Raw genomic sequence first — 25,890 nt, forward strand, 5'->3', positions numbered from 1 at the left:
ATCTGCGCCTTATCTGCTCTGTGACAGGGACTCCATGAAGGGAAATCGCACTCTAGAAGCGCCAAAGCTGCTCGGCATCACCTGGCCCTTCATCGCCGTCGTGGTCTTCCAGGTCGCCTTGGGCAGCCTCAGCCTTTATACGCTCTCGGCCGTGCGTGCCTATGTCGCGGGCGAAAGCCTGTGGTCCAAGGCGCAGAAAGACGCCATCTACTACCTCAACCTGTACAGCGAAACCCGCGACGACACCACCTACCAGCGCTATCGCCAGGCCATCACTGTGCCCCAGGGCGACCACCAGCTGCGCGAGGTGATGGACCAGCCCAGCCCCGACCTGGATGCCGCGCGCCAGGCCGTGCTGCAGGGCGGCAACCACCCCGACGATGTCGAGCGGATCATCTGGTTCTACCGCAACTTTCGCAACATCAGCTACATGCAGACGGCCATCGACTACTGGGACATCGGCGACGACTACCTGGCCAAGCTGGATCTGCTGGCCGTGGAGATGCGCAGCAGCTTCGCTGCCGGCCAGGTCGACGCGCGCACGGTCAGCGACTGGAAGGCGCGCATCGTCACCATCAACGAAGGCGTCACCCCGGCCGCCAAGGCGTTCAGCGATGCCCTGGGCGAAGGCTCGCGCATGCTACTGCGGGTGCTGTTGATCACCAACCTGCTGACCGCGATGTTTCTGATTGCCATTGCCTGGCGCCGCTCCAGCAAGCTGCTGGCCCAGCGCCAGGCGTTTGCCAGCGCCCTGCAGGAAGAAAAGGAGCGCGCGCAGATCACCCTGCAGGCCATCGGCGATGCGGTGATTACCGCCGATGTGGAAGGCAGCATCGGCTACATGAACCCGGCCGCCGAGCACCTGACCCATTGGCAGGCCGGCCCGGCCCAGGGCCTGCCGCTGTCGGCGCTGTTCAGTCTGGTCGACGAGCACGCCGAAGGCGAGGGCCGTAGCCTGGTCGAACAGGTGCTCAGCGGCAGCCTCAAAGGCGGCGCCGAGCATGCCCGGCTGATCCAGCGCCTGGACGGCAGCACCGTGTCGGTCAACCTGGTCGGCTCGCCGATCGTCAATGACGGCCAGGTCAGCGGCATCGTGCTGGTGCTGCACGACATGACCCAGGAGCGCCAGTACATTGCCAACCTGTCCTGGCAGGCCACCCATGACGCGCTGACCGGGCTGGCCAACCGCCGCGAGTTCGAGTACCGCCTGGAGCAGGCGCTCAATGGCCTGGTGCGCCAGGCCGGGCGGCATTCGCTGATGTTCCTCGACCTCGACCAGTTCAAGCTGGTCAACGACACCTGCGGGCACGCGGCCGGTGATGAATTGCTGCGGCACATCTGCGCCGTGCTGCAATCGGGTTTGCGCGAAGGCGACACCCTGGCCCGGCTGGGCGGCGACGAATTCGGTGTACTGCTGGAAAACTGCCCGCCCGACCAGGCCGAGCGCATTGCCGAACAATTGCGCCAGCTGGTGCAGAGCCTGCACTTCGTGTGGAAGGGGCGGCCGTTCGTCACCACGGTCAGCGTCGGCCTGGTGCACATGGCCCAGGCGCCCGGCACCCTCGAGGCCTCGTTGCGCGCCGCCGACATGGCCTGCTACATGGCCAAGGAAAAAGGCCGCAACCGCGTGCAGGTGTACCACGCCGACGACAGCGAGTTGTCCATGCGCTTTGGCGAAATGGCCTGGATCCAGCGCTTGCACGTGGCCCTGGAAGAAAACCGCTTCTGCCTGTACGCCCAGGAAATCGCCCCGCTGAAAACCTTCGAAGGCCCGGGCCATATCGAGATCCTGCTGCGCCTGCACGACGAAAGCGGCCGCACCATCCTGCCCAACAGCTTCATCCCGGCGGCCGAGCGCTACGGCCTGATGACCGCGCTGGACCGCTGGGTGGTGCGCAATGTGTTTCTGGTCATTCGCCAGTGCCTGGACGAAGGGCGCGAGGGGCCGCTGTCGATTTGCGCGATCAACCTGTCGGGCTCGAGCATTGGTGACGACAAGTTCCTCGAATACCTGCAGCGCCTGTTCGTCGAATACGCCATCCCGCCGCGGATGATCTGCTTCGAAATCACCGAAACCAGCGCCATCGCCAACCTTGGCAGCGCCATCCGCTTCATCAACGAGCTGAAAGGCCTGGGCTGCCGTTTCTCGCTCGATGATTTCTGCGCCGGTATGTCGTCGTTCGCCTATCTCAAGCATCTACCCGTGGATTACCTGAAGATCGACGGGAGTTTCGTCAAGGACATGCTCGACGACCCGGTCAACCGGGCCATGGTCGAGGTCATCAACCACATCGGTCACGTCATGGGCAAACGCACCATCGCCGAGTTCGTCGAAACACCCTTGATCGAGCAAGCCTTGCAGGAAATTGGCGTGGATTACGCCCAGGGCTATCTCATCGAACGCCCTCAGGTGTTCACCTGTGACAGTCTGCAGCGCCAACGGATCGCCGCCCGGCCTCTGTTGCAGCGGGCACCTGGCACGTTTCGCTAGCTGGAAATCACAAGGATCAAGGAGCTCAAAGTGATTGATGCATTCGTTCGTATCGGGCCTTTGATGGACCCCGCCAGTTACCCTCAATGGGCCCAGCAACTGATTGAAGACTGCCGCGAGAGCAAGCGCCGGGTGGTCGAGCACGAGTTTTACGCGCGCCTGCGCGATGGCCAGTTGAAGCAATCGACCATTCGCCAGTACCTGATCGGTGGCTGGCCGGTGGTGGAGCAGTTCTCGCTGTACATGGCGCACAACCTGACCAAGACCCGCTATGGCCGCCATCAGGGCGAAGACATGGCGCGGCGCTGGCTGATGCGCAACATCCGCGTCGAGCTCAACCATGCCGACTACTGGGTGAACTGGTGCCAGGCGCACGGCGTGCACCTGCACGAATTGCAGGCCCAGGAAGTGCCGCCAGAGCTCAACGGCCTTAACGACTGGTGCTGGCGGGTTTGCGCCACCGAGAACCTGGCCATTTCCATGGCAGCGACCAACTATGCCATCGAAGGCGCGACCGGCGAATGGTCGGCAGTGGTGTGTTCCACCGACACCTATGCGCTGGGTTTCCCGGAGGATCAGCGCAAGCGGGCGATGAAGTGGCTGAAGATGCATGCCCAGTATGACGATGCGCACCCGTGGGAGGCGCTGGAGATCATCTGCACCCTGGCCGGCGAGAACCCGACCCTGGGGCTGCGCAACGAACTGCGCCGGGCGATCTGCAAGAGTTATGACTGCATGTACCTGTTCCTGGAACGGTGCATGCAGCTGGAAGGGCGCCAGCAGGGGCGTATGCGCCCGGCGTTGGCGGCGGGCTGAGTATTCGCCTGCCCCGGCCTCTTCGCGGGTAAACCCGCTCCCACAGGGTGTTCACTGCCCGTGAGGGTAGCGCAGCACCTGTGGGAGCGGGTTTACCCGCGAAAGGGCCAGTACAGGCAAAAGGCTTACTGCGCGTTGAACGCCTGCCCATTGACCCCTTTGCTGTCCGGCCCCATCAGGTACAGGTACACCGGCATGATGTCCTCGGGCAGCGGGTTGTTCTGCGGGTTCTCGCTGGGGTAGGCCTGGGCGCGCATCGCCGTGCGCGTGGCGCCCGGGTTGATGCTGTTGGAGCGCACCGGCGCAACGCCTTCCAGCTCGTCGGCGAGGGTCTGCATCAGCCCCTCGGTGGCGAATTTCGACACGCCATAAGCGCCCCAGTAGGCCCGGCCCTTGCGCCCGACGCTGCTGCTGGTGAACACCACCGAAGCGTCTTCCGACAGCTTCAGCAGCGGCAGCAGGGTGCTGGTGAGCATGAAAGTGGCATCGACGTTGATGTGCATCACGCGCATGAAGTTGTCACCCGACAGCTGCTCCAGCGGCGTGCGCGGGCCGATGATCGAGGCATTGTTCAGCAGGCCGTCGAGGCGGCCGAACTGCTCTTCGATCATCACTGCCAGCTCGTCGTACTGGTGGGGCAGGGCGGTTTCCAGGTTGAACGGGATCACCACCGGTTGCGGGTGCCCGGCAGCCTCGATCTGGTCGTAGACCTCGTTGAGGTTGGCTTCGGTCTTGCCCAGCAGCAGCACGGTGGCGCCCAGCGCGGCATAGGCCTTGGCGGCAGCGGCGCCGATGCCGCGGCCGGCACCGGTAACCAGGATGACCCGGCCTTGCAACAGGTCGGGGCGGGCGGTGTAGTCGAACATTGTCTATTCCCTATTTATGGCCGACACATACCCTTGTGGGAGCGGGCGCGCCCGCGAACACCGGCAAAGCCGGTGCCATCCACCTCAGTGCTGCTTCGCGGGCATGCCCGCTCCCACAGGGTCGGTAGTCAGCCGTTGCAACTCAACAGCCGCACAGCGCGCTGTCGATAACCTTGCGCAGTTCCAGCGGGTGGTCCACCACCACATCGGCGCCCCAGTTGTTGGGGTTGTCTTCAGGATGAATATAGCCGTAGCGCACCGCCGCCGTGCGGGTGCCGGCGTCGCGGCCCGACTCGATGTCGCGCAGGTCGTCGCCGACGAACAGCACGCTGGCCGGGTCCAGGTTCAGCGTTTTGCAGGCCAGGATCAGCGGCTCGGGGTCGGGCTTGCTGTTCTTCACGTGGTCCGGGCAGATCAGCAGCGCCGAACGCTCGGCCAGGCCCAGTTGCTGCATGATCGGCTCGGCGAAGCGCACCGGCTTGTTGGTGACCACGCCCCACAGCAGGTTGCCCTTCTCGATATCGGCCAGAAGCTCGGCCATGCCGTCGAACAGCTTGCTGTGCACCGCGCAGTCGCGCTGGTAGCGCTCGAGGAACTCCAGGCGCAAGGCCTCGAAGCCCTCGGCTTCGGGGGCCATGGCGAAGGTGGTGGCGACCATGGCGCGCGCACCGCCCGAGATCACGCCGCGGATCAGTGCATCGTCCACTGGCGGCAGGCCGCGCTCGGCGAGCATGGCCTGGCAGATGGCGATGAAGTCCGGCGCCGTGTCGAGCAGGGTGCCGTCCATGTCGAAGAGTACTGCTTGCAAACGCATGCTCATTCCTCGCGCAGGGTCTGGACCATGTAGTTGACGTCAACGTCGCTGCTCAGCTTGTAGTGCTTGGTCAGCGGGTTGTAGGTCAGGCCGATGATGTCCTTCACCTGCAGGCCGGCCACCCGGCTCCAGGCGCCCAGTTCGGACGGGCGGATGAACTTCTTGAAGTCGTGGGTGCCGCGCGGCAGCATCTTCAGGATGTACTCGGCACCGACGATGGCCAGCAGGTAGGCCTTGGGGTTGCGGTTGATGGTGGAGAAGAACACCTGGCCGCCGGGCTTGACCATGCGGTAGCAGGCGCGGATGACCGAGGACGGGTCGGGCACGTGCTCGAGCATTTCCAGGCAGGTGACCACATCGAACTGTTCAGGCATTTCCTCGGCCAGGGCTTCGGCGGTGATCTGCCGGTATTCCACCTGCACGCCGGACTCCAGCTGGTGCAGCTGGGCCACGGCCAACGGCGCCTCGCCCATGTCGATGCCGGTGACCGTGGCGCCGCGCAGGGCCATGGCTTCGCTGAGGATGCCGCCACCGCAACCCACGTCCAGCACTTTCTTGCCGGCCAGGCTGGCGCGCTCGTCGATCCAGTTGACGCGCAGCGGGTTGATTTCGTGCAGCGGCTTGAACTCGCTTTCGCGGTCCCACCAGCGGTGGGCCAGCGCTTCGAACTTGGCGATTTCGGCGCGGTCGACGTTGCTCATTGAACAGTCCTCTGAAACTTCGCAAAATTGCGCCGGAGTATACCCGAGCGCTCGGCCCCGAGGGTCGCTATAATCGCCGGCTTTTGATATCCGAACGACGGGGAGAGGCGATGCGCGAGCAACTTTTGGCGGCGGAGAAGGTGACCGGGATCCGCTGGCACGGCGGCGTCCTGCACCTGCTCGACCAGCGCCTGTTGCCGTCGGAAGAGCGCTGGCTGGCCTGCGACAATGTCGCGCAGGTGGCGGCGGCGATCCGCGACATGGCCGTGCGCGGCGCCTCGGCCATCGGCATTGCCGCGGCCTATGGCCTGGCGCTGGCCCTGGAAGAGCGGCTGGCCGAGGGCGGCGACTGGGAAATGGACCTGGAAGAAGACTTCCTCACCCTGGCCGAAGCGCGCCCGACCACCGCCAACCTGTTCTGGGCGCTGAACCGCATGCGCGAGCGCCTGCAGCGTCTGCGCCCGGATGAAGATGTGCTGGCGGCGCTGCAGGCCGAAGCGGTGGCCATTCACGAAAGCGACCGCGAAGCCAACCTGACCATGGCCCAGCAGGGCATCGAACTGATTCGCCGCCACCAGGGCAACGCCCAGGCCCTGCTCACCTACGGTAATGCCGGCGCCCTGGCCAGTGGTGGCTTCGGCACCGCGCTGGGGGTGATCCGCGCCGGTTACCTGGAGGGCATGGTCGAGCGGGTGTATGCCGGCGAAACCCGCCCCTGGCTGCTGGGTTCGCGCCTGACGGCCTGGGAGCTGGCCAACGAAGGCGTGCCGGTGACGCTGTGCGCCGACTCGGCGTTGGCCCACCTGATGAAGAGCAAGGGCATCACCTGGGTGGTGGTGGGGGCGGACTGCATTGCCGCCAATGGTGACATGGCCAGCAAGATCGGCACCTACCAGTTGGCGGTCAGCGCCATGCACCATGGTGTGCGCTTCATGGTGGTGGCGCCGAGCACCAGCATCGACCTGAACCTGGCCACCGGCGAGGACATTCCGCTGGAAGAGCGCGCTGCCGACGAGCTGCTGGACATCGCCGGTACCCGGGTGGCGGCGGATGTCGAGGTGTTCAACCCGGTGTTCGATGTGACCCCGGCTGACCTAATCGACGTGATCGTGACCGAGCGCGGCATTGTCGAACGGCCGGATACCGCCAAGTTGGCGCAATTGATGTGCCGCAAGCGGCTGCATTGATATTTTTGCTGTCTGTGCCGGCCTCTTCGCGGGCGCGCCCGCTCCCACAGGGATAGCGCAAGGTCTGATGGCGCTGGTGTCTCTGTGGGAGCGGGCAAGCCCGCGAAGAGACCAGTGGAAATTCCAGGTTTCAAACCCGCCTGAGACCACCTGCCACATCTCCCCACCGCCCATGCCTTTGTGATAACATCCGGCAGTTTCCAGGACCGCCCATCATGGCGGCCTTCATTGCGCAGATCCATGGCACAACTCATTGATTTGTCGTAAGTCGTCGCACCCTATGCGCTGCGGCGGCGAGCTTCGTTCGGCCCTTGATGGAGCTGCGAAGTTTCACCAGAAAAAGGAATCAGGCTTCTCATGGGCGAACTGGCCAAAGAAATCCTCCCGGTCAATATCGAAGACGAACTGAGACAGTCTTACCTCGACTACGCGATGAGCGTGATTGTCGGGCGAGCGCTGCCCGATGCGCGTGACGGCTTGAAGCCCGTGCATCGTCGCGTTCTCTATGCGATGAGCGAACTGGGCAACGACTGGAACAAGCCGTACAAGAAGTCCGCCCGTGTGGTCGGTGACGTGATCGGTAAGTACCACCCGCACGGCGACACTGCGGTCTACGACACCATCGTGCGTATGGCCCAGCCGTTCTCGCTGCGTTACCTGCTGGTCGACGGTCAGGGCAACTTCGGTTCGGTGGACGGCGACAACGCCGCGGCCATGCGATACACCGAAGTGCGCATGGCCAAGCTGGCCCACGAGCTGCTGGCCGACCTGCACAAGGAAACCGTCGACTGGGTGCCCAACTACGACGGCACCGAGCAGATTCCGGCAGTCATGCCGACGCGTATTCCCAACCTGCTGGTCAACGGTTCCAGCGGTATCGCCGTGGGCATGGCGACCAACATTCCGCCGCACAACCTCGGCGAAGTCATCGATGGCTGCCTGGCACTGATCGACAACCCCGAAGTCACCATCGATGAGCTGATGCAGTACATCCCTGGCCCGGACTTCCCGACTGCCGGCCTGATCAACGGCCGCCAGGGCATCATCGAGGCCTATCGCACCGGCCGTGGCCGCATCTACATGCGCGCCCGCTCCGAAATCGAAGACATCGACAAGGTCGGCGGCCGCCAGCAGATCGTGGTGACCGAGCTGCCGTACCAGCTGAACAAGGCGCGCCTGATCGAGAAGATCGCCGAGCTGGTCAAAGAGAAGAAGATCGAAGGCATCACCGAGCTGCGCGACGAGTCCGACAAGGACGGCATGCGCATCGTCATCGAGCTGCGTCGCGGCGAGGTGCCGGAGGTGGTGCTCAACAACCTCTACCAGCAGACCCAGCTGCAGAGCGTGTTCGGCATCAACGTGGTGGCCTTGGTCGACGGCCGTCCGCGCCTGCTCAACCTCAAGGACCTGCTCGAAGCGTTCGTCCGTCACCGCCGCGAAGTGGTGACCCGCCGTACCGTGTTCGAGCTGCGCAAGGCGCGTGAGCGCGGGCACATCCTCGAAGGCCAGGCGGTCGCGCTGTCCAACATCGACCCGGTCATCGCCCTGATCAAGGCCTCGCCGACCCCGTCCGAAGCCAAGGAAGCGCTGATTTCCACCGCCTGGGAGTCCAGTGCCGTGCAGGTCATGGTCGAGCGCGCCGGCGCCGATTCCTGCCGCCCCGAGGACCTGCCGGAGCAGTACGGTCTGCGCGAAGGCAAGTACTACCTGTCGCCGGAACAGGCCCAGGCCATTCTCGACCTGCGCCTGCACCGCCTGACCGGCCTGGAGCATGAAAAGCTGCTGGCCGAGTACCAGGAAATCCTCGAGCAGATCGGCGAGCTGATCCGCATCCTCAGCAGCGCCGAGCGCCTGATGGAAGTGATCCGCGAGGAACTGGAAGCCATTCGCGCCGAATATGGCGACGCCCGCCGCACCGAAATCCTCGATGCGCGCCACGACCTCAACTACGGCGACATGATCCCGGAAGAAGAGCGTGTGGTGACCATTTCCCACGGTGGCTACGCCAAGACCCAGCCGCTGTCCGCCTATCAGGCCCAGCGCCGTGGCGGCAAAGGCAAGTCGGCTACCGGGGTGAAGGACGAGGACTACGTCGAGCACCTGCTGGTTGCCAACAGCCACGCCACCCTGCTGCTGTTCTCCAGCAAGGGCAAGGTGTACTGGCTGAAGACCTACGACATTCCCGAAGCGTCCCGCGCCGCACGCGGCCGGCCGATGGTCAACCTGCTGCCGCTGGAGGAAGGTGAGCGCATCACCGCCATGCTGCAGATCGACCTCGAGGCCCTGCAGCAGAGCGCTGATGCCGACGAAGAGCTGGAGGACGCGGACGACACCGTGCTCGAAGGTGAAGTGGTCGAGGCCGAGGAAGTGGACGAGGAGGAGGGCGACACCCCTGAGTGGGTGGCTGAGCCGACCGGCGCCTACATCTTCATGGCTACCGCTTCGGGTACCGTGAAGAAGACCCCGCTGGTGCAGTTCGCCCGTCCGCGTTCCAACGGCCTGATCGCCCTGAAACTGAAGGAAGGTGACACCCTGATCGCCGCGGCCATTACCGACGGTGCCAAGGAAGTCATGATGTTCTCCGACGCCGGCAAGGTCATCCGCTTCGCGGAAAGCGTGGTGCGCGAGATGGGCCGTAACGCCCGTGGCGTGCGTGGCATGAAGCTGGGCAAGGGCCAGCGGATCATCTCGATGCTGATCCCGGAATCCGGCGCGCAGATCCTTACCGCCTCCGAGCGCGGCTTCGGCAAGCGCACCCCGCTGTCCAAGTTCCCGCGTCGCGGCCGTGGTGGCCAGGGCGTGATCGCCATGGGCACCAAGGGGCGCAACGGCCTGCTGATTGGCGCCATCCAGGTGCAGGAAGGCGAAGAGATCATGCTGATCTCCGACCAGGGCACGCTGGTGCGTACCCGCGTTGGCGAGGTGTCCAGCCTGGGCCGTAACACCCAGGGCGTGACCCTGATCAAGCTGGCGACTGACGAGACGTTGGTGGGCCTGGAGCGTATCCAGGAGCCGTCCGAGGAAGAGCTCGATGAGGTGATCGAGGCTGACGAGGAAGGCGCCGAGGCTGAAGCGCCGGACAATGAAGAAGCTGCCGGCGCCGAAGAGGCTCCGCAGGAGTAAGCGTAAAACCCGAACGGGGCGACCAAGGTCGCCCCGTTTGACTGATTAGGCCGGGCAATGCCTGGCCCTGTGGGAGCGGGCAAGCCCGCTCCCACAGGGTTCCCGCAGAACTAGCTGTTTAGATCTAATTAGAGCGAGAGTGGATGTGAGCAAACGAGCCTTTAACTTCTGCGCAGGCCCTGCCGCGCTTCCTGACGCTGTGTTGCAGCGCGCCCAGGCCGAGATGCTGGACTGGCGTGGCAAGGGCTTGTCGGTGATGGAAATGAGCCATCGCAGCGACGATTATGTGGCCATCGCCGAAAAGGCCGAGCAGGACCTGCGTGACCTGCTGTCCGTCCCCTCGAACTACAAGGTGCTGTTCCTGCAGGGCGGCGCCAGCCAGCAGTTCGCCGAAATCCCGCTGAACCTGCTGCCGGAAAACGGCACCGCCGACTACGTCGAGACCGGCATTTGGTCGAAGAAGGCCATCGAGGAAGCGCGCCGCTTCGGCAACGTCAACGTCGCCGCCAGCGCCAAGCCCTACGATTACCTGGCGATCCCGGGCCAGAACGAGTGGAACCTGACCAGCAGCGCGGCCTATGTCCACTATGCGTCCAACGAAACCATCGGTGGCCTGCAGTTCGACTGGGTGCCGGAGACCGGTGACGTGCCGCTGGTGGTCGACATGTCGTCCGACATCCTCTCGCGTCCGATCGATGTGTCGCAGTACGGCCTGATCTACGCCGGTGCGCAGAAGAACATCGGCCCGAGCGGCCTGGTCGTGGTGATCGTGCGTGAAGACCTGCTCGGCCGCGCCCGCAGCAGCTGCCCGACCATGCTCGACTACAAGGTCTCGGCCGACAACGGCTCGATGTACAACACCCCGGCCACCTATTCCTGGTACCTCTCGGGCCTGGTCTTCGAGTGGCTGAAAGAGCAGGGTGGCGTCGACGCCATGGAGCAGCGCAACCGCGCCAAGAAAGACCGCCTGTATGGCTTCATCGACAACAGCGAGTTCTACACCAACCCGATCAGCCACAACGCCCGTTCGTGGATGAACGTGCCGTTCCGCCTGGCTGACGAGCGCCTGGACAAAGCCTTCCTCGCCGGTGCCGATGCCCGTGGCCTGCTCAACCTCAAGGGCCACCGTTCGGTCGGCGGCATGCGCGCCTCCATCTACAACGCCCTGGGCCTGGACGCCGTCGAAGCCCTGGTGGCCTACATGGCCGAATTCGAGAAGGAGCACGGCTGATGTCCGAGCACGAACTGAAGGCGCTGCGCGTTCGCATCGACAGCCTCGACGAGAAGATTCTCGAGCTGATCAGCGAGCGCGCCCGTTGCGCCCAGGAAGTGGCCAAGGTCAAGACCGCCTCGCTGGCCGAGGGTGAAAAACCGGTGTTCTACCGCCCCGAGCGTGAAGCCGCCGTGCTCAAGCGCGTGATGGAGCGCAACAAGGGCCCGCTGGACAACGAAGAGATGGCGCGGCTGTTCCGCGAAATCATGTCGTCGTGCCTGGCCTTGGAAGAACCTCTGAAAATTGCCTACCTCGGCCCTGAAGGCACCTTCACCCAGGCTGCGGCCATGAAGCACTTCGGCCACGCGGTGGTCAGCCGGCCGATGGCGGCCATCGACGAAGTGTTCCGTGAAGTGGCGGCCGGTGCCGTCAATTTCGGCGTGGTGCCGGTGGAAAACTCCACCGAAGGCGCAGTCAGCCACACCCTCGACAGCTTCCTCGAGCATGACATGGTGATTTGCGGCGAAGTCGAGCTGCGTATCCACCACCACCTGCTGGTGGGCGAGAACACCAAGACCGACAGCATCACCCGCATCTATTCCCACGCCCAGTCGCTGGCGCAGTGCCGCAAGTGGCTGGACGCGCACTACCCGAACGTGGAACGCGTGGCCGTGTCGAGCAATGCCGAGGCAGCCAAACGGGTCAAGGGCGAGTGGAATTCGGCGGCGATCGCCGGCGATATGGCGGCCAACCTGTACGGTCTGACCCGCCTTGCCGAGAAGATCGAAGACCGCCCGGACAACTCCACGCGCTTCCTGATGATCGGCAGCCAGGAAGTACCACCGACCGGCGACGACAAGACCTCGATCATCGTTTCGATGAGCAACAAGCCGGGGGCCTTGCACGAGCTGCTGGTGCCGTTCCACCAGAACGGCATCGACCTGACCCGCATCGAGACCCGCCCGTCGCGCAGCGGCAAGTGGACCTACGTGTTCTTCATCGACTTCGTCGGCCACCACCGCGACCCGCTGATCAAGGCGGTGCTCGAGCAGATCAGCCAGGAGGCTGTGGCGCTGAAGGTGCTGGGGTCGTATCCGAAGGCGGTGCTTTGATTTGACAGGGTTGGGGCCGCTTCGCGCCCCATCGCGACACGAGGCCGCTCCCACAGGAGTACGCAATCCCTTGTGGGAGCGGCCTTGTGTCGCGATGGGCTGCACAGCAGCCCCAATGGCCTTCCCAGGCTGCCTAGATTTCTGAACAGGGTTCGCACCAGTGGTAAAAGCAGCAAAAACCAAACCCGCGCCAATCATCAACCGCCTGGTGGTGGTCGGTCTCGGCCTGATCGGTGGCTCGTTCGCCAAGGGCCTGCGTGAAAGCGGCCTGTGCCGCGAAGTGGTCGGTGTCGACCTGGACGCCCCCTCGCGCAAGCAGGCCGTGGCCCTGGGCGTGGTCGATCGCTGCGAGGAAGACCTTGCCAGCGCTTGTGTCGGTGCCGATGTCATCCAGTTGGCCGTGCCGATCCTGGCGATGGAAAAAGTCCTGGCCCGCCTGGCTCAACTCGACCTCGGCACCGCCATCATTACCGACGTCGGCAGTGCCAAGGGCAACGTCGTCCGTGAGGCGCGAGCCGTCTTCGGTGCCCGCCTGCCGCGCTTCGTCCCCGGCCACCCCATCGCTGGCTCCGAGCAGAGCGGAGTAGAGGCCTCCAACGCTACCCTGTTCCGCCGCCACAAGGTCATCCTCACCCCGCTGGCGGAAACCGACCCGGCCGCCCTGGCGCTGGTCGACCGCCTGTGGCGCGCGCTGGACGCCGATGTCGAGCACATGTCGGTCGAGCGCCACGACGAAGTGCTGGCCGCCACCAGCCATCTGCCGCACCTGCTGGCCTTTGGCCTGGTCGATTCGCTGGCCAGACGCAATGAAAACCTCGAGATCTTCCGGTACGCTGCGGGAGGCTTCCGCGATTTCACGAGAATCGCCGGCAGTGACCCGACCATGTGGCACGACATCTTCCTCGCCAACCGCGATGCTGTCCTGCGCACGCTTGATACATATCGCAGCGATCTCGACGCCTTGCGCGACGCGATCGCTGAAGGGGACGGGCACCAGTTGCTGGGTGTATTCACCCGCGCTCGAGTGGCCCGCGAGCATTTCAGTAAAATCCTGGCCCGCCGGGCCTATGTGGACGCTATGAACGCCAACGATCTGATTTTCCTGGCCCAACCGGGTGGCCGCCTGTCCGGGCGGATCCGCGTACCGGGCGACAAGTCGATTTCCCACCGCTCGATCATGCTCGGCTCGCTGGCCGAAGGCACCACCGAGGTCGAAGGTTTCCTCGAAGGTGAGGACGCGCTGGCGACCCTGCAGGCATTCCGTGACATGGGGGTGGTCATCGAAGGCCCCAACCACGGTCGCGTGACCATTCATGGCGTCGGCCTGCACGGCCTCAAGGCGCCACCCGGGCCGCTTTATGTGGGCAACTCGGGGACCTCGATGCGCCTGCTGTCGGGGCTGCTGGCCGGTCAGTCGTTCGATGTGACCATGACCGGTGACGCTTCGCTGTCCAAGCGCCCGATGAACCGTGTGGCCAACCCGCTGCGCGAGATGGGTGCGGTGGTCGAGACCGGCCCCGAAGGCCGCCCGCCGCTGACCATCCGGGGTGGCCACAAACTCAAGGCGCTGACCTACACGCTGCCGATGGCCAGCGCCCAGGTCAAATCCTGCCTGCTGCTGGCCGGCCTGTATGCCGAGGGCAAGACCACCGTCACCGAGCCGGCACCCACCCGTGACCACACCGAGCGCATGCTGCGTGGCTTCGGCTACAGCGTCGAGAGCAACGGCCCGGTGGCCTCGCTGCAGTCCGGTGGCAAGCTCACCGCCACCCGTATCGAAGTGCCGGCCGACATTTCCTCGGCGGCGTTCTTCCTGGTGGCGGCGTCCATCGCCGAAGGCTCCGAACTGGTGCTGGAACATGTCGGCATCAACCCGACCCGTACCGGCGTGATCGACATCCTGCGCCTGATGGGCGGCGACATCACTCTGGAAAACCAGCGTGAAGTGGGTGGCGAGCCGGTTGCCGACCTGCGCGTGCGTGGCGCCAAGCTGAAAGGTATCGACATTCCCGAAGAGCTGGTGCCGCTGGCCATCGACGAGTTCCCGGTGCTGTTCGTCGCCGCTGCCTGCGCCGAAGGGCGTACCGTGCTGCGAGGCGCCGAAGAGCTGCGGGTGAAGGAATCCGACCGTATCCAGGTCATGGCCGATGGCCTGATCACCCTGGGCATCCAGTGCGAACCGACCCCGGACGGCATCATCATCGACGGCGGCCAGTTGGGCGGCGGCGAAGTGCATGGCCACGGTGACCACCGTATCGCCATGGCCTTCAGTGTTGCCTCGCTGCGCGCGAGTGCGCCGATCCGCATCCACGACTGCGCCAACGTCGCCACCTCGTTCCCCAACTTCCTGGCGCTGTGCGCCGAAGTGGGCATCCGCGTGGCGGAAGAGGGCAAGTCGTGAGTGCCCTGGCGCCGGTCATCACCATCGACGGGCCAAGCGGCTCGGGCAAGGGCACCGTCGCCGGGCTGCTGGCCCGCGAGCTGGGCTGGAAGCTGCTGGACTCCGGCGCGCTGTACCGCTTGCTGGCATTCAATGCCAGCAACCATGGCGTCGACCTGACCAACGAAGAGCTGCTGACCAAGCTTGCCGCCCATCTGGATGTGCAGTTCATTGCCGCCGAGCCCGGTAAGCTGCAGCAGATCATCCTCGAGGGTGAGGACGTCAGCAACGTCATCCGCACCGAAACCGTCGGCGCCGGTGCGTCGATGGTCGCTTCGCTGCCGGCCGTGCGCGATGCGCTGCTGGTACGCCAGCGCGAATTCCGCGATGCCCCGGGGCTGATCGCCGATGGCCGCGACATGGGCACCGTGGTGTTCCCGGACGCGCCATTGAAGGTCTTCCTCACCGCCAGCGCGGAGGAGCGGGCACGTCGCCGCTTCCTGCAGTTGAAGGGCAAGGGTGAAGATGTTAGTCTGTCGAGTCTGCTGGATGAGATTCGTGCGCGTGATGAACGCGACACCCAACGTGCAGTGGCCCCGCTGAAACCAGCGGCCGATGCCATTCAGTTGGACTCTACCGAGTTGTCCATCGAGCAGGTGTTGCAACGTATCAGGAGCGAGATCGCACTGCGCGACCTCCTCTGATAGCCAGGAGAGCAGGCGGGGGCACCAGTCAACGTCCCGCCGGCTTTCCTTTACTTAAAACAAACCCACATTGTCTGGAATGTGGCGATGGGCGTCTGTTTCGCCCGAATCTACAGGAATTAAAATGAGCGAAAGCTTTGCAGAACTCTTTGAAGAAAGCCTGAAAACCCTCAATCTTCAGCCGGGTGCGATCATCACCGGTATCGTTGTCGACATCGACGGCGACTGGGTTACCGTACACGCTGGCCTGAAGTCCGAGGGCGTCATCCCGCTCGAGCAGTTCTACAACGAAGCTGGCGAGCTGACCATCAAGGTCGGTGACGAAGTTCACGTTGCGCTGGACGCGGTCGAAGACGGCTTTGGCGAAACCAAGCTGTCCCGTGAAAAAGCCAAGCGCGCCGAGTGCTGGATTGTTCTGGAAGCAGCTTTCGCCGCCGAAGAAGTGGTCAAGGGCGTTATCAACGGTAAGGTTAAGGGCGGCTTCACTGTCGACGTTAACGGCATCCGTGCGTTCCTGCCGGGCTCCCTGGTTGATGTCCGCCCTGTGCGCGACACCACCCACTTGGAAGGCAAAGAGCTGGAATTCAAGGTCATCAAGCTGGACCAGAAGCGCAACAACGTTGTCGTTTCCCGTCGCAGCGTGCTGGAAGCCGAGAACAGCGCCGAGCGCGAAGCCCTGCTGGAAACCCTGCAGGAAGGCCAACAGGTCAAAGGTATCGTCAAGAACCTCACCGACTACGGCGCCTTCGTGGACCTGGGCGGTATCGACGGCCTGCTGCACATCACCGACATGGCCTGGAAGCGCATCAAGCACCCATCGGAAATCGTTAACGTTGGCGACGAAGTCGACGTACGCGTTCTGAAGTTCGACCGCGAGCGCAACCGCGTTTCGTTGGGTCTGAAGCAGATGGGCGAAGATCCGTGGGTAGCTATCACTGCCCGCTACCCAGAAGGTACTCGCGTACAGGCTCGCGTTACCAACCTGACCGACTACGGCTGCTTCGCTGAGCTGGAAGAAGGCGTTGAAGGTCTGGTACACGTTTCCGAAATGGACTGGACCAACAAGAACATCCACCCGTCGAAAGTCGTTCAGGTTGGCGACGAAGTGGAAGTCATGGTTCTGGACATCGACGAAGAGCGTCGTCGTATCTCCCTGGGCATCAAGCAGTGCAAGTCCAACCCATGGGAAGACTTCTCCGGCCAGTTCAACAAGGGTGACAAGATCACCGGTACCATCAAGTCGATCACCGACTTCGGTATCTTCATCGGTCTGGATGGCGGCATCGACGGTCTGGTTCACCTGTCCGACATCTCCTGGAACGAAACCGGCGAAGAAGCCGTACGTCGTTTCAAGAAGGGCGACGAGCTGGAAACCGTCATCCTGTCGGTCGACCCAGAGCGCGAGCGCATCTCCCTGGGCATCAAGCAGCTGGAAGACGATCCGTTCTCCAACTTCGTTGCTGTCAATGACAAGGGCGCTATCGTCAAGGGCATCGTGAAAGAAGTTGACGCCAAAGGCGCCATCGTCACCCTGGCCGACGACATCGAAGCTACTCTGAAAGCTTCCGAAATCAGCCGTGACCGCGTTGAAGACGCGCGTAACGTTCTGAAGGAAGGCGAAGAGATCGAAGCCAAGATCATCAGCGTTGACCGCAAGTCCCGCGTTATCAGCCTGTCCATCAAGTCGAAGGACGATGCTGAAGAGCGCGAAGCCATCCAGAGCCTGAAAAACGCTCCGGAAGCGGCTGCCGATACCACCATGGCTGCGCTGCTGCGCGAAGCAATGGCCAAGCAGAACTGAGTTCTGTTTGATCGGTAAAAAGGGCGACCCTCGGGTCGCCCTTTTTTGTGCTATCAATAAGCCATAGCTGTGGGGGATTGGGTGATGTTGATGTTCGCCGACGTTATGAGCGGGCGTGGTCGCGACAACAATTTCCTGGTCATTCGGCTGCTGGCAGCGACCGCTGTGGTGGTCGGCCACTCCTACGCACTGTCCTATCAGGAATGCACGAGTTGTAGCGACCCAGCCTTGTGGCTCGGCCTGCCAGTACCTGTCCACAGCCTGGGCGTGGAAGTGTTCTTCATGCTCAGCGGCTTGCTGATCACAGCCAGTGGCGTGAGCAACAGCGCGCGCAATTTCTACCTGGCGCGGGCGCTACGAATATTTCCCGGTTTGCTGGTATGCCTGTTGCTGATGGCCTTCGTGTTGGGGCCGTTGGCGACCTCGCTGCCGTTGGCCGAGTATTTTTCTCAGCGCCAGGTCTACCGGTACGTCTACAGCCCCTTGCTGATCCTCAAGGATGCCCAGTTCGTGCTGCCGGAGGTGAGTTTTACTCCACGGACATACGGGGTTTCGGTCAATGGCAGCTTGTGGACCATTCCGCTGGAAATGCGCATGTACCTGGTGCTGGGAGTACTGGTGCTGGTGGCCAGGGTTTGCCGATGGCCGATGGCGGGGCTGACGCTTACGGCGCTGCTGATTGCGCTGGGGCTGCATACCCTGCACCCGGCTTATGCGCAGTACCCGTTCAAGCTGGTGGTGTGTTTCCTGGCGGGCTCGGCGTTCTATTCGTGCCGGGCGCTGATCCCGTACGGGTGGTGGTGGCTGCTAGCGTGTGCCGGGTTGCTGTTACTGAGCAAGGGTGGGCGTTTCGAGGTGTTCGCCTGTGCTGCCCTGACGCTTTACGGCACGTTGTACTTCGCTTACTGCCCGCAGCTGAAGCTGCCTTCATGGGTGCAGGATTACTCATACGGCATCTACCTGTATGCCTTTCCGATCCAGCAGGTCCTGGCGGGGGCGATGCCGTGGGCCGGGCCTTACTGGCTGATGTTGGCTGCCGTGCCGGCGTCCTGGTTGGCAGGGTATGTGTCGTGGGAGTTGGTGGAAAAGCCAGCCCTGGCGATGCGCAAGCGCTTTTCCAAAACCAACCCCCAACAGCAGCTGGCCTGACCCGGTGGGGCAGGCACGGGCTTCCCCCGTGGTTAAAGCCCGCTCCCGCAGGGGGGGCGCGAACGCCAGGTCAGCCGGTTCGGCGCCTTCCAGGTGCCGCTGGCTAGACCATTCCAGCAAAACTTCAATCTTGAATTTTTTTATTAAGTCAAGAACCGCCCTGTTCAAATCCCTTCCAGCGTGCTACAAACTGGTTAAGCAATGATCTAGCTGCTTGATAACGAAGGGAAAAATATGACGAAGTCGGAGCTGATCGAACGTATTGTCACCCATCAGGGGCTGCTCTCGTCCAAGGATGTGGAGCTGGCCATCAAGACCATGCTTGAGCAGATGTCACAATGCCTTGCCACTGGCGATCGCATCGAGATTCGCGGTTTTGGCAGCTTCTCGCTGCACTATCGCGCCCCACGCGTGGGCCGTAACCCGAAGACCGGCCAGTCGGTCAGCCTCGAAGGCAAGTTCGTGCCGCACTTCAAGCCCGGCAAAGAGTTGCGCGACCGGGTCAATGAAGAAGATGAGGCCCACACCTGATTCCACAAGGAGCAATCTGATGCGTAACCTCAAGCGCGCCCTGGCGGCGGTGTTCGTGCTGCTGTTGGCGGCTGTGGTGCTGTTCTTCGTGCTGGAGAACCAGCAAACCGTCTCGTTGGTCCTGTTCGGTTGGGTGGCCCCGGCCATGCCGGTCGCCGTGCTGGTCCTGGCCGCACTGGTCATCGGTTTGGCAGTCGGGCCGTTGCTCGGTGCGTACGGCGTGCTGCGCAGCAAGCGCAAGATCAGGGCTTCTGCCCGTCAGGCCGCGCTGAGCGGCAACTGACATATATAAGGACAATTCCTACACCCGTTTGGGAAAGTCTCACCTATGCCGATACCGGCCGTCATGGAGTAATAGCGCACTTCATTTTCGGCCCAGGCGAGTGTGTGCAGCATGGAATTTCCCGTCCTTTCCCATCACGGTGGCACCCGCGGCGTTACCGGCTCTTGCCACCAGCTGCACCTTGATGCGTCCGTCAGCCTGCTGATCGACTGCGGCCTGGAGCAGGGCGCCGAGGCGGCGCCGGACGCCGCCGAGCTCGGTTTCGATGTGCAGGGTATCCAGGCCCTGGTCATCACCCATGTTCATCTCGATCACGTAGGCCGTATCCTCGCACTGCTGGCTGCCGGCTACCGTGGCCCCATCCTGTGCAGCGAGCCCTCCGCGCGGTTGCTGCCGCTAATACTGGAGGACGCCTACAAGCTGAGCATCAGCAGCGAGCCCGCCCATGTGGCGCGTTACCTCGATTTCCTGCGTGACCTCATTGTGCCCCTGCCTTTCGAGCAGTGGCACGCGCTGGTCGAGCACCCTGGTCTCAGCTGTCGCATTCGCCTGCAGCGCGCCGGCCACCTGCTGGGCTCGGCGTATGTCGAGTGCGACATCCAGCATGAGCAAACCAACACCCGCTACGTGTTTTCCGGCGACCTCGGTGCCTGCAACAGCCCCTTGCTGCGCCCCGTGCAGCCCCCGGAGCGGGCCGATGTGCTGGTGCTCGAAAGCACCTACGGCGACCGCCTGCACCCGCCTGCCGGCGATCGTGAGCAGCGCCTGGAAGCGGCCATCGACCGTGCCCTGGCCGACCAGGGCACGCTGCTGATTCCGGCGTTCAGCCTTGGCCGTACACAGGAGCTGCTGTACGAACTGGAAGGCATCCTGCACCGCAAGGCCTTACTGAACAAAGCCGCCCCGGCCACCGATGGCGGTCCGTTCGACTGGTCGCAAGTGCCTATCATCCTCGACTCGCCGCTCGCCCAGCGCATCACCGGCGTGTATCGCGAACTGCACGACTACTGGAATGCCGAGGCCAGGGCGCGCCTAGCCGAAGGGCGCGACCCGCTGGGTTTCAGCCAGCTGATCAGTGTGGATACCCACGCCCGCCATCAGCAGGTGGTCAATTACCTCAAGAGTACCGGGCGGCCAGCGATCGTGATTGCCGGCAATGGCATGTGTTCGGGTGGGCGAATCGTCAATTACCTCAAAGCCATGCTGCGCGATCCACGGCATGAGGTGATGTTTGTCGGTTATCAGGCCAAGGGCACGCCGGGGGCGGTGATACAGGCCAGTGAAGGGGCGGAAGGGTTTGTGCAGATTGACCTGGATGGGGAGATGTATGAGGTGCGGGCAAAAGTCGTCACGTTGCCAGGTTACTCTGGCCATGCGGATCAGGAGGGGTTGGTGAGCTTCGCGCTGGATGGCGTCAGCGCCGCCAGGCGGGTGGTGCTGGTACACGGCGAACCGCGGGCCAAGGCAGCGCTGGACCGGGCGCTACGCAAGCGTGGCGGCAGGGAGATTGATGTCGCGGTTGCTCGATAGCGAGGCACAGGCCGTCGGCTCGCAAGGTGGCTGTGGAACTTGTTGACGGCATCTTCCTCTTAGATCGGATGCGTGCTAAAGCTGTAGGCCGTTTCGTGCGGTCTGCGGTGGATGAGCAAAATGCCGCTACGCTGAGGTTCAGCAGGTCTTTATGGAGTCCCGCTGCAGCCAGGCTTAGCCTCGCTGGCATAGGAATCATGCGAATGGTCGGATCTAAGGAAAACGAGAACAAATGCAAAAAGAACGTAGCCCCGGAATCGAAACGGACGAAGTTGATGTTCTCGAGCTCTGGCAGGTCTTGTGGAGTCGCAAACTGCTGATTCTTTCGTGCATTGTATTGATCACTGCCGCAGCGCTTGTTTACGTCTCGCTCAAAACACCTATGTACGAGGCCAAGTCTTTTATCCTGCCGCCGACCAAGAACGATATTGCTCAGTTGAATTATGGTCGTACCGAAAACAGCGGCCTCGAAGTGTTCAAACCCAAGGATGTCTATGAAATATACCTGCGTGCCCTGCAGTCCGAATCCCTGCGCCGCAAGTTCTTTCGTACGGTCTATCTGCCTAATTTGCCTGAGGGCTCCCGCCAGGGTTCTCAAGATGCACTTTACGACCGGTTTGGCAAGGTGTTGACTGTAGGTCCGGTGGCAGGAGATAGTGCCGGGCGCTATTTGATCAGGGCTTTGAGTGATGACCCACAGATGAGTGTGAAGTGGGTAACGCGCTTTACGGAAATGGCCAGCGACACCGCCAAGAAGACTTTGGTTGAAGATGCTGATACGGAAGTCAAGGTACTGATCAAGAACCTTGAACAACAGATCCGTAGCGCACGGGAGGCAGCGCGCAAGCAGCGTGAAGACCAGATAGCGCGCTTGCAAGAGGCGCTGAAGGTCGCCAAGGCAGTGAACCTGAGCAAGCCCCCTATCATCGCCAGTGGCATGAACGCCGAAGTGTCGGGTGGCATGCAGGGTACGTTGACCTATATGCGGGGTAGCCAGGCTATTGAGGCAGAGCTCGCAAACCTTCGCGCGCGCGAATCCGATGACCCCTTCGTTGCCGATTTGCGAGAGGTTCAGGAGAAGCTCGACTTCTACCGCAACCTGCAGCTGAACCCGGCGGTGATCGAGGTCTTTCAGCAGGATGGTGCCATCGAAGTCCCTGATAGCCCGGTCCGGCTTGGCAGATTGCTCATTGTTGCAGGGGGCGTGTTTGCAGGTTTGGTGCTTGGTGTGCTCGTGGCCGCATTTACCCATCTGGTTTCCTCTGAAAGGGGGCGCCGCCTGGAGCGCGTTTGATCTACCAGCCCGCGGGTCTGCATACTGCGGGAGCGTCGAATCCACAGTAATGAATTTTAACAAGAGGCTGGTTGCGTGAAACTCATAGAAACTAATATCTCGGATGTAGTCGTTTTTGAACCTACTGTTTTCGAGGACGACAGAGGCTGGTTTTATGAGTCTTATAGCGAGCCTAAGTTTCATGCGCTACTCAGCGCGCAAGGTATTACCCTTCCACCGTCTTTCGTTCAGGAAAACTGCTCGCTGTCCAAAAAAGGCGTCATGCGTGGTCTGCACTATCAACTTTATCCGTTTGCCCAGGGCAAGTTGGTGAGTGTGGTTCAGGGCGCCGTATTCGATGTGGCGGTGGATATTCGCAAAGGCTCTCCCACGTTCGGGCAGTGGGTAGGCATGGAGCTGTCGGCGACTAACCGCAAGATGATGTGGGTGCCTGAAGGCTTCGCCCATGGTTTCATCGCGCTGGAAGAAGATACGGTGTTCCAGTACCGCACGACCAATGTCTATTCCAAAGAGCATGAGCGCAGCATTGCCTGGAATGACCCGGATCTGGCTATCGAGTGGCCACAGCTCGAAGGGCTGCTGATCAGCGACAAGGATGCGGTAGCGCCAAGCCTTGCCGAGGCTGACCTGCCACCCTTGATCCTCAAGGGGCAGGCGGAGGATCTGCTCCTTCCGATCATTGGTGATGATCGTGGAAGCCTTATCAGCATTGAAAAGGCCCTGAACATTCCGTTTGCCATCCGCCGCGTTTACTACATCTTCGGTACCAAGGCCGGTGTCAGCCGTGGTTTTCATGCTCACCGCGACCTTCAGCAACTGATCATCTGCCTGGCTGGCAGTTGCCGCATGACCTTGGATGACGGTACCGGCCCGGTTGACCATATGCTTGATGCGCCGCAGAAAGCCCTGCTGATCAAGAATATGGTCTGGCGTGAAATGCATGATTTCAGCGAGGACTGTGTGCTCATGGTGATCGCCAGCGAAACCTATGATGAGCGCGATTACATCCGCAGTTATGAAGATTTCCAGAGGTTGATCGCCCATGCCTAGTATCCATGCCCTGGCCGATGTGCAAACCGATGCGATTGGCGAGAAAACCCGAATCTGGCAATACGCGGTCATCCTCAAAGGCGCGCGAATTGGCAGCAACTGCAACATTTGCGCGCACACCCTGATCGAGGGAGGGGTTGTAGTCGGAGACAACGTCACGGTGAAAAGTGGTGTGTTTCTGTGGGAGGGGTTGGTGATCGAGGACAATGTCTTCATCGGTCCCAATGCTACATTCACCAACGACAGGGTGCCGCGCTCCAAGTGCTATCCCGAAGCCTACGAAGTCACCGTGCTGAAGGAAGGCTGCAGCATCGGTGCGAATGCGACATTGCTCCCCGGCATTACGATTGGTCGACATGCCATGGTGGGGGCCGGTGCTGTCGTGACCAAGGATGTGCCTGATTACTGCGTGGTAGTGGGTAATCCGGCAAAAATAACAAGGGAGCTAGCGCATGGTTGATTTCCTGAATCTGAAAGCTGTCAATAAACAGTACCGCGAGGAGCTGTTGCAGGCTTGCGCCGAGGTCATCGACTCCGGCTGGTACATCGGCGGTAGCGCCCTGGCTCGCTTTGAAAGCAATTTTGCCGCTTATTGCGGTACCGCTCACTGCATTGGTGTGGCCAACGGCCTCGATGCCTTGACGCTGACCCTGACCGCTTGGAAGCAGCTAGGGCGGGTGAAGCAGGGTGATGAGGTCATCGTTCCGGCCAATACCTACATTGCGAGTATCCTGGCAATCACCGCCAGTGGTCTGGAGCCAGTGCTCGTCGAGCCAGACCCGAGGACGTTCAATATCGATACGTCTCTCATACGCCAGGCGATCACCGCCAAGACTCGCGTCATCCTGCCGGTGCATCTGTATGGGCAGATCGCCGACATGAAGGCAATCAACGAAATTGCCGCCGAATTCGGATTGCTGGTGCTCGAAGACTCGGCCCAGGCGCATGGCGCCTCGATCAATGGCAGGCGCGCGGGCAACTGGGGGAACGCCTCAGGCTTCAGCTTCTATCCGGGCAAGAACCTGGGTGCGCTCGGTGATGCCGGGGCGATCACCACCTCGGATGGCGAATTGGCGGAAGTGCTGCGGGCGCTCAGAAACTACGGCTCCCATGAGAAGTACAAGAACTTGTACGTCGGTGTGAACAGCCGTCTGGACGAGATCCAGGCGGCGATGCTGGATGTGAAGCTCAAGTACCTTGATGAAGAGATCAGTCGCCGCCGGCATATCACCACCTGCTACCACGCCGGCATTCAAAATGGGCATATCGCCCAACCGCACAACGGTGCAGCAGAGGAGCATGTCTGGCATCTGTATGTCGTGCGCACCGCCTACAGAGACAAGCTGCAGCAACACCTTCGTGGGCAGGGTATACAGACGCTGGTGCATTATCCGATCCCGCCTCACAAACAACAGGCTTACCGCCAGTACAACGGTTTGAGCTTGCCGCTGACTGAAAAGATTCATGATGAAGTGATCAGCCTGCCTGTAGACCCCACCATGAGCGACGCGGATATTCAGACGGTCATTGATGCCTGCAACAGCTTCACCCCGGCCGGTCAGTAATTCATGACGCTGATCAAGACCAGTCTGCTGAACGCGATTGCTGTTTTTGTAAAGATGGCGACATTGCTAGGGCTCAACAAGGTACTGGCCCTTTATGTTGGGCCGGCGGGTTACGCAGCGATCGGGCAACTGCAAAACGCCGTGACCATGTTCACCACACTGGCCAGCGGCGCGGTCAGCACAGGGGTAACCAAGTACACGGCCGAGTTTGCCGATCGCCCGGACGAACAACACAGGCTTTGGCGAACCGCAGGGACGCTGTCACTGTTGGTTTCGTGTGTGCTCGCGATATTGATCGTGGCCTTGCGAGCTCCCTTGGCAGGTTGGTTCTTCAATGACCAGGCGCTTGCACCTGTGCTGGTGTGGTTTGCCGCCACCCTGGTATTTTTTGCCTTCAATTCGTTGTTGCTGGGCATTCTGAACGGAAAGAAAGATGTTCAGCGCTATGTGCTTGCCAACATCCTCGGCAGCCTGATATCGCTGGTGGTGACCTGTGCCCTGACCATCAGGCTGGGGCTTTACGGTGCGCTGGTTTCGTTGGCTGTATACCAGTCGTTGAGCTTCGTGGCCACCTTGGTCATCTGTATGCGCACGTCATGGTTCCGCCCCGGCGATTTCATCGGGGCGCTGGACCGGCAGTCCCTTTCTCGGCTTGCAAAGTTCGCCCTCATGGCCGTTGTCACGGCTTGCTCGCTGCCCGTTTGCCATGTGTTCATCCGCGATTACCTGGGCACTGAATTTGGCTGGGATCACGCAGGTTACTGGGAGGCCATGTGGCGCCTGAGCACGGCCTATCTGATGCTCATCACGACCACGCTTGCGGTTTATTATCTGCCAAGGCTCTCGGAGCTTTGCGAAGCGAATGAATTGCGTCGGGAAATCATCCAGGGGTACAAGCTCATCCTGCCCCTAACCGTTGCTGCCGGCCTGGTTATCTACCTGCTGAGAGACTTCATCATCCATGTGCTGTTTTCGGAGTCATTCCTGCCCATGCGCGACCTGTTTGCATGGCAGATGGTTGGGGACAGTCTGAAGGTAGTCAGTTGGCTGATGGCCTACCTCATGCTCGGCAAGGCACTTACCCGTCTGTACCTGGTTACCGAGATTCTCTCGACACTTTCGCTGTATGCACTGACTGTCTATTTCACCCAGCTGTGGGGGTATGAACAAGTTACCCTGGCTTATGCGGCAAACTACCTGTTGTACGGAATCGTCATGTATTTCTCGGTATTCCGTCGTTTGCACATCATTGTTAGCGATACGGCGCGGAGCTGAGCAGA

At 61.9% G+C, this 25,890-nt stretch carries 21 protein-coding genes and 1 pseudogene; 19 read left to right on the plus strand and 3 right to left on the minus strand.

The window, feature by feature from the left end:
* Positions 1 to 34 precede the first annotated feature (34 nt).
* Both C6A77_RS03330 and C6A77_RS03335 read left to right on the plus strand, forming a co-directional pair.
* Positions 35 to 2,491 carry an EAL domain-containing protein gene (locus tag C6A77_RS03330; RefSeq protein ID WP_114168002.1) on the plus strand — a complete coding sequence of 819 codons (2,457 nt, stop codon included), beginning with the start codon at positions 35 to 37 and terminating at the stop codon, positions 2,489 to 2,491.
* 30 nt (positions 2,492 to 2,521) lie between these two features.
* Positions 2,522 to 3,307 carry an iron-containing redox enzyme family protein gene (locus C6A77_RS03335; RefSeq protein ID WP_114168003.1) on the plus strand — a complete coding sequence of 262 codons (786 nt, stop codon included), beginning with the start codon at positions 2,522 to 2,524 and terminating at the stop codon, positions 3,305 to 3,307.
* A gap of 125 nt (positions 3,308 to 3,432) precedes the next feature.
* On the opposite strand, the gene C6A77_RS03345 is transcribed toward C6A77_RS03335, so the two are convergent.
* The 3 genes from C6A77_RS03345 to ubiG form a co-directional block, all read right to left on the minus strand.
* Positions 3,433 to 4,173 (minus strand): YciK family oxidoreductase, encoded by a 741-nt coding sequence (locus C6A77_RS03345; RefSeq protein ID WP_114168004.1) that lies wholly within the window; start codon positions 4,171 to 4,173, stop codon positions 3,433 to 3,435.
* Between the two features lie 142 nt (positions 4,174 to 4,315).
* A complete protein-coding gene (gene mupP / locus C6A77_RS03355; RefSeq protein WP_114168005.1) occupies positions 4,316 to 4,987 on the minus strand; it encodes an N-acetylmuramic acid 6-phosphate phosphatase MupP in 672 nt (223 codons plus the stop codon).
* A gap of 2 nt (positions 4,988 to 4,989) precedes the next feature.
* Positions 4,990 to 5,688 carry a bifunctional 2-polyprenyl-6-hydroxyphenol methylase/3-demethylubiquinol 3-O-methyltransferase UbiG gene (ubiG, locus tag C6A77_RS03360; RefSeq protein WP_112249313.1) on the minus strand — a complete coding sequence of 233 codons (699 nt, stop codon included), beginning with the start codon at positions 5,686 to 5,688 and terminating at the stop codon, positions 4,990 to 4,992.
* A gap of 110 nt (positions 5,689 to 5,798) precedes the next feature.
* Here ubiG and mtnA point away from each other — a divergent pair, with 110 nt between their 5' ends.
* From mtnA to C6A77_RS03445, 17 genes and pseudogenes are all read left to right on the plus strand, one after another.
* Positions 5,799 to 6,875: an S-methyl-5-thioribose-1-phosphate isomerase gene (gene mtnA / locus C6A77_RS03365; RefSeq protein ID WP_114168006.1), complete on the plus strand. Its 1,077-nt coding sequence runs from the start codon at positions 5,799 to 5,801 to the stop codon at positions 6,873 to 6,875.
* 357 nt (positions 6,876 to 7,232) lie between these two features.
* Positions 7,233 to 9,998, plus strand: a complete 2,766-nt coding sequence (gene gyrA, locus C6A77_RS03375) for a DNA gyrase subunit A (protein ID WP_114168008.1) — start codon at positions 7,233 to 7,235, stop codon at positions 9,996 to 9,998.
* Between the two features lie 145 nt (positions 9,999 to 10,143).
* Entirely contained in the window at positions 10,144 to 11,229 is a 1,086-nt protein-coding gene (gene serC, locus C6A77_RS03380) for a 3-phosphoserine/phosphohydroxythreonine transaminase (RefSeq protein ID WP_114168068.1), read from the plus strand.
* A complete protein-coding gene (gene pheA / locus C6A77_RS03385; RefSeq protein ID WP_114168009.1) occupies positions 11,229 to 12,323 on the plus strand; it encodes a prephenate dehydratase in 1,095 nt (364 codons plus the stop codon). Before serC ends, pheA begins: the two co-directional genes overlap by 1 nt.
* A 160-nt stretch (positions 12,324 to 12,483) precedes the next feature.
* Positions 12,484 to 14,724 carry a bifunctional prephenate dehydrogenase/3-phosphoshikimate 1-carboxyvinyltransferase gene (locus C6A77_RS03390; protein WP_114168010.1) on the plus strand — a complete coding sequence of 747 codons (2,241 nt, stop codon included), beginning with the start codon at positions 12,484 to 12,486 and terminating at the stop codon, positions 14,722 to 14,724.
* On the plus strand, positions 14,721 to 15,407 hold the full coding sequence (cmk, locus tag C6A77_RS03395; protein ID WP_114168011.1) for a (d)CMP kinase: 687 nt from the start codon (positions 14,721 to 14,723) through the stop codon (positions 15,405 to 15,407). The genes C6A77_RS03390 and cmk overlap by 4 nt, the downstream gene beginning before the upstream one ends.
* Positions 15,408 to 15,531: 124 nt before the next feature.
* Positions 15,532 to 17,208, plus strand: coding sequence for a 30S ribosomal protein S1 (gene rpsA, locus C6A77_RS03400; RefSeq protein ID WP_003252673.1), 1,677 nt, complete (start codon positions 15,532 to 15,534; stop codon positions 17,206 to 17,208).
* 90 nt (positions 17,209 to 17,298) lie between these two features.
* Positions 17,299 to 18,357, plus strand: coding sequence for an acyltransferase (locus C6A77_RS03405; protein ID WP_178082369.1), 1,059 nt, complete (start codon positions 17,299 to 17,301; stop codon positions 18,355 to 18,357).
* A 234-nt stretch (positions 18,358 to 18,591) separates the two neighbouring features.
* On the plus strand, positions 18,592 to 18,888 hold the full coding sequence (gene ihfB / locus C6A77_RS03410) for an integration host factor subunit beta (RefSeq protein WP_056807345.1): 297 nt from the start codon (positions 18,592 to 18,594) through the stop codon (positions 18,886 to 18,888).
* A 19-nt stretch (positions 18,889 to 18,907) separates the two neighbouring features.
* On the plus strand, positions 18,908 to 19,171 hold the full coding sequence (locus C6A77_RS03415) for a lipopolysaccharide assembly protein LapA domain-containing protein (protein WP_114168013.1): 264 nt from the start codon (positions 18,908 to 18,910) through the stop codon (positions 19,169 to 19,171).
* A 111-nt stretch (positions 19,172 to 19,282) separates the two neighbouring features.
* Positions 19,283 to 20,701 carry an MBL fold metallo-hydrolase gene (locus C6A77_RS03420; protein ID WP_114168014.1) on the plus strand — a complete coding sequence of 473 codons (1,419 nt, stop codon included), beginning with the start codon at positions 19,283 to 19,285 and terminating at the stop codon, positions 20,699 to 20,701.
* Between the two features lie 232 nt (positions 20,702 to 20,933).
* Complete coding sequence (locus tag C6A77_RS03425) at positions 20,934 to 21,995, plus strand: Wzz/FepE/Etk N-terminal domain-containing protein (RefSeq protein WP_114168015.1); 1,062 nt, start codon at positions 20,934 to 20,936, stop codon at positions 21,993 to 21,995.
* 75 nt (positions 21,996 to 22,070) lie between these two features.
* Positions 22,071 to 22,631 (plus strand): annotated as a pseudogene (gene rfbC, locus C6A77_RS25860) (dTDP-4-dehydrorhamnose 3,5-epimerase); the annotation flags it as partial.
* A complete protein-coding gene (locus tag C6A77_RS25865; RefSeq protein WP_241507382.1) occupies positions 22,632 to 23,045 on the plus strand; it encodes an FdtA/QdtA family cupin domain-containing protein in 414 nt (137 codons plus the stop codon).
* Positions 23,038 to 23,505 carry an acyltransferase gene (locus C6A77_RS03435; RefSeq protein WP_114168017.1) on the plus strand — a complete coding sequence of 156 codons (468 nt, stop codon included), beginning with the start codon at positions 23,038 to 23,040 and terminating at the stop codon, positions 23,503 to 23,505. Before C6A77_RS25865 ends, C6A77_RS03435 begins: the two co-directional genes overlap by 8 nt.
* The gene (locus C6A77_RS03440) at positions 23,498 to 24,610 is read left to right on the plus strand and encodes a DegT/DnrJ/EryC1/StrS family aminotransferase (protein ID WP_114168018.1); all 1,113 of its coding nucleotides are present in this window, start codon (positions 23,498 to 23,500) and stop codon (positions 24,608 to 24,610) included. The genes C6A77_RS03435 and C6A77_RS03440 overlap by 8 nt, the downstream gene beginning before the upstream one ends.
* 3 nt (positions 24,611 to 24,613) lie before the next feature.
* On the plus strand, positions 24,614 to 25,885 hold the full coding sequence (locus tag C6A77_RS03445; RefSeq protein ID WP_114168019.1) for an O-antigen translocase: 1,272 nt from the start codon (positions 24,614 to 24,616) through the stop codon (positions 25,883 to 25,885).
* Positions 25,886 to 25,890 lie beyond the last annotated feature (5 nt).

This window comes from Pseudomonas sp. AFG_SD02_1510_Pfu_092 (assembly GCF_003331055.1).
GTDB lineage: Bacteria > Pseudomonadota > Gammaproteobacteria > Pseudomonadales > Pseudomonadaceae > Aquipseudomonas.

Bases quoted from the DNA above. Each gene is read 5' to 3' on its own strand.
- C6A77_RS03330 (WP_114168002.1), top strand. From the start codon at position 35: ATGAAGGGAAATCGCACTCTAGAAGCGCCAAAGCTGCTCGGCATCACC.
- C6A77_RS03345 (WP_114168004.1), bottom strand. From the start codon at position 4,173: ATGTTCGACTACACCGCCCGCCCCGACCTGTTGCAAGGCCGGGTCATC.
- mupP (WP_114168005.1), bottom strand. From the start codon at position 4,987: ATGCGTTTGCAAGCAGTACTCTTCGACATGGACGGCACCCTGCTCGAC.
- ubiG (WP_112249313.1), bottom strand. From the start codon at position 5,688: ATGAGCAACGTCGACCGCGCCGAAATCGCCAAGTTCGAAGCGCTGGCC.
- mtnA (WP_114168006.1), top strand. From the start codon at position 5,799: ATGCGCGAGCAACTTTTGGCGGCGGAGAAGGTGACCGGGATCCGCTGG.
- gyrA (WP_114168008.1), top strand. From the start codon at position 7,233: ATGGGCGAACTGGCCAAAGAAATCCTCCCGGTCAATATCGAAGACGAA.
- pheA (WP_114168009.1), top strand. From the start codon at position 11,229: ATGTCCGAGCACGAACTGAAGGCGCTGCGCGTTCGCATCGACAGCCTC.
- rpsA (WP_003252673.1), top strand. From the start codon at position 15,532: ATGAGCGAAAGCTTTGCAGAACTCTTTGAAGAAAGCCTGAAAACCCTC.
- C6A77_RS03405 (WP_178082369.1), top strand. From the start codon at position 17,299: ATGTTCGCCGACGTTATGAGCGGGCGTGGTCGCGACAACAATTTCCTG.
- ihfB (WP_056807345.1), top strand. From the start codon at position 18,592: ATGACGAAGTCGGAGCTGATCGAACGTATTGTCACCCATCAGGGGCTG.
- C6A77_RS03415 (WP_114168013.1), top strand. From the start codon at position 18,908: ATGCGTAACCTCAAGCGCGCCCTGGCGGCGGTGTTCGTGCTGCTGTTG.
- C6A77_RS03420 (WP_114168014.1), top strand. From the start codon at position 19,283: ATGGAATTTCCCGTCCTTTCCCATCACGGTGGCACCCGCGGCGTTACC.
- C6A77_RS03425 (WP_114168015.1), top strand. From the start codon at position 20,934: ATGCAAAAAGAACGTAGCCCCGGAATCGAAACGGACGAAGTTGATGTT.
- C6A77_RS03435 (WP_114168017.1), top strand. From the start codon at position 23,038: ATGCCTAGTATCCATGCCCTGGCCGATGTGCAAACCGATGCGATTGGC.
- C6A77_RS03440 (WP_114168018.1), top strand. From the start codon at position 23,498: ATGGTTGATTTCCTGAATCTGAAAGCTGTCAATAAACAGTACCGCGAG.
- C6A77_RS03445 (WP_114168019.1), top strand. From the start codon at position 24,614: ATGACGCTGATCAAGACCAGTCTGCTGAACGCGATTGCTGTTTTTGTA.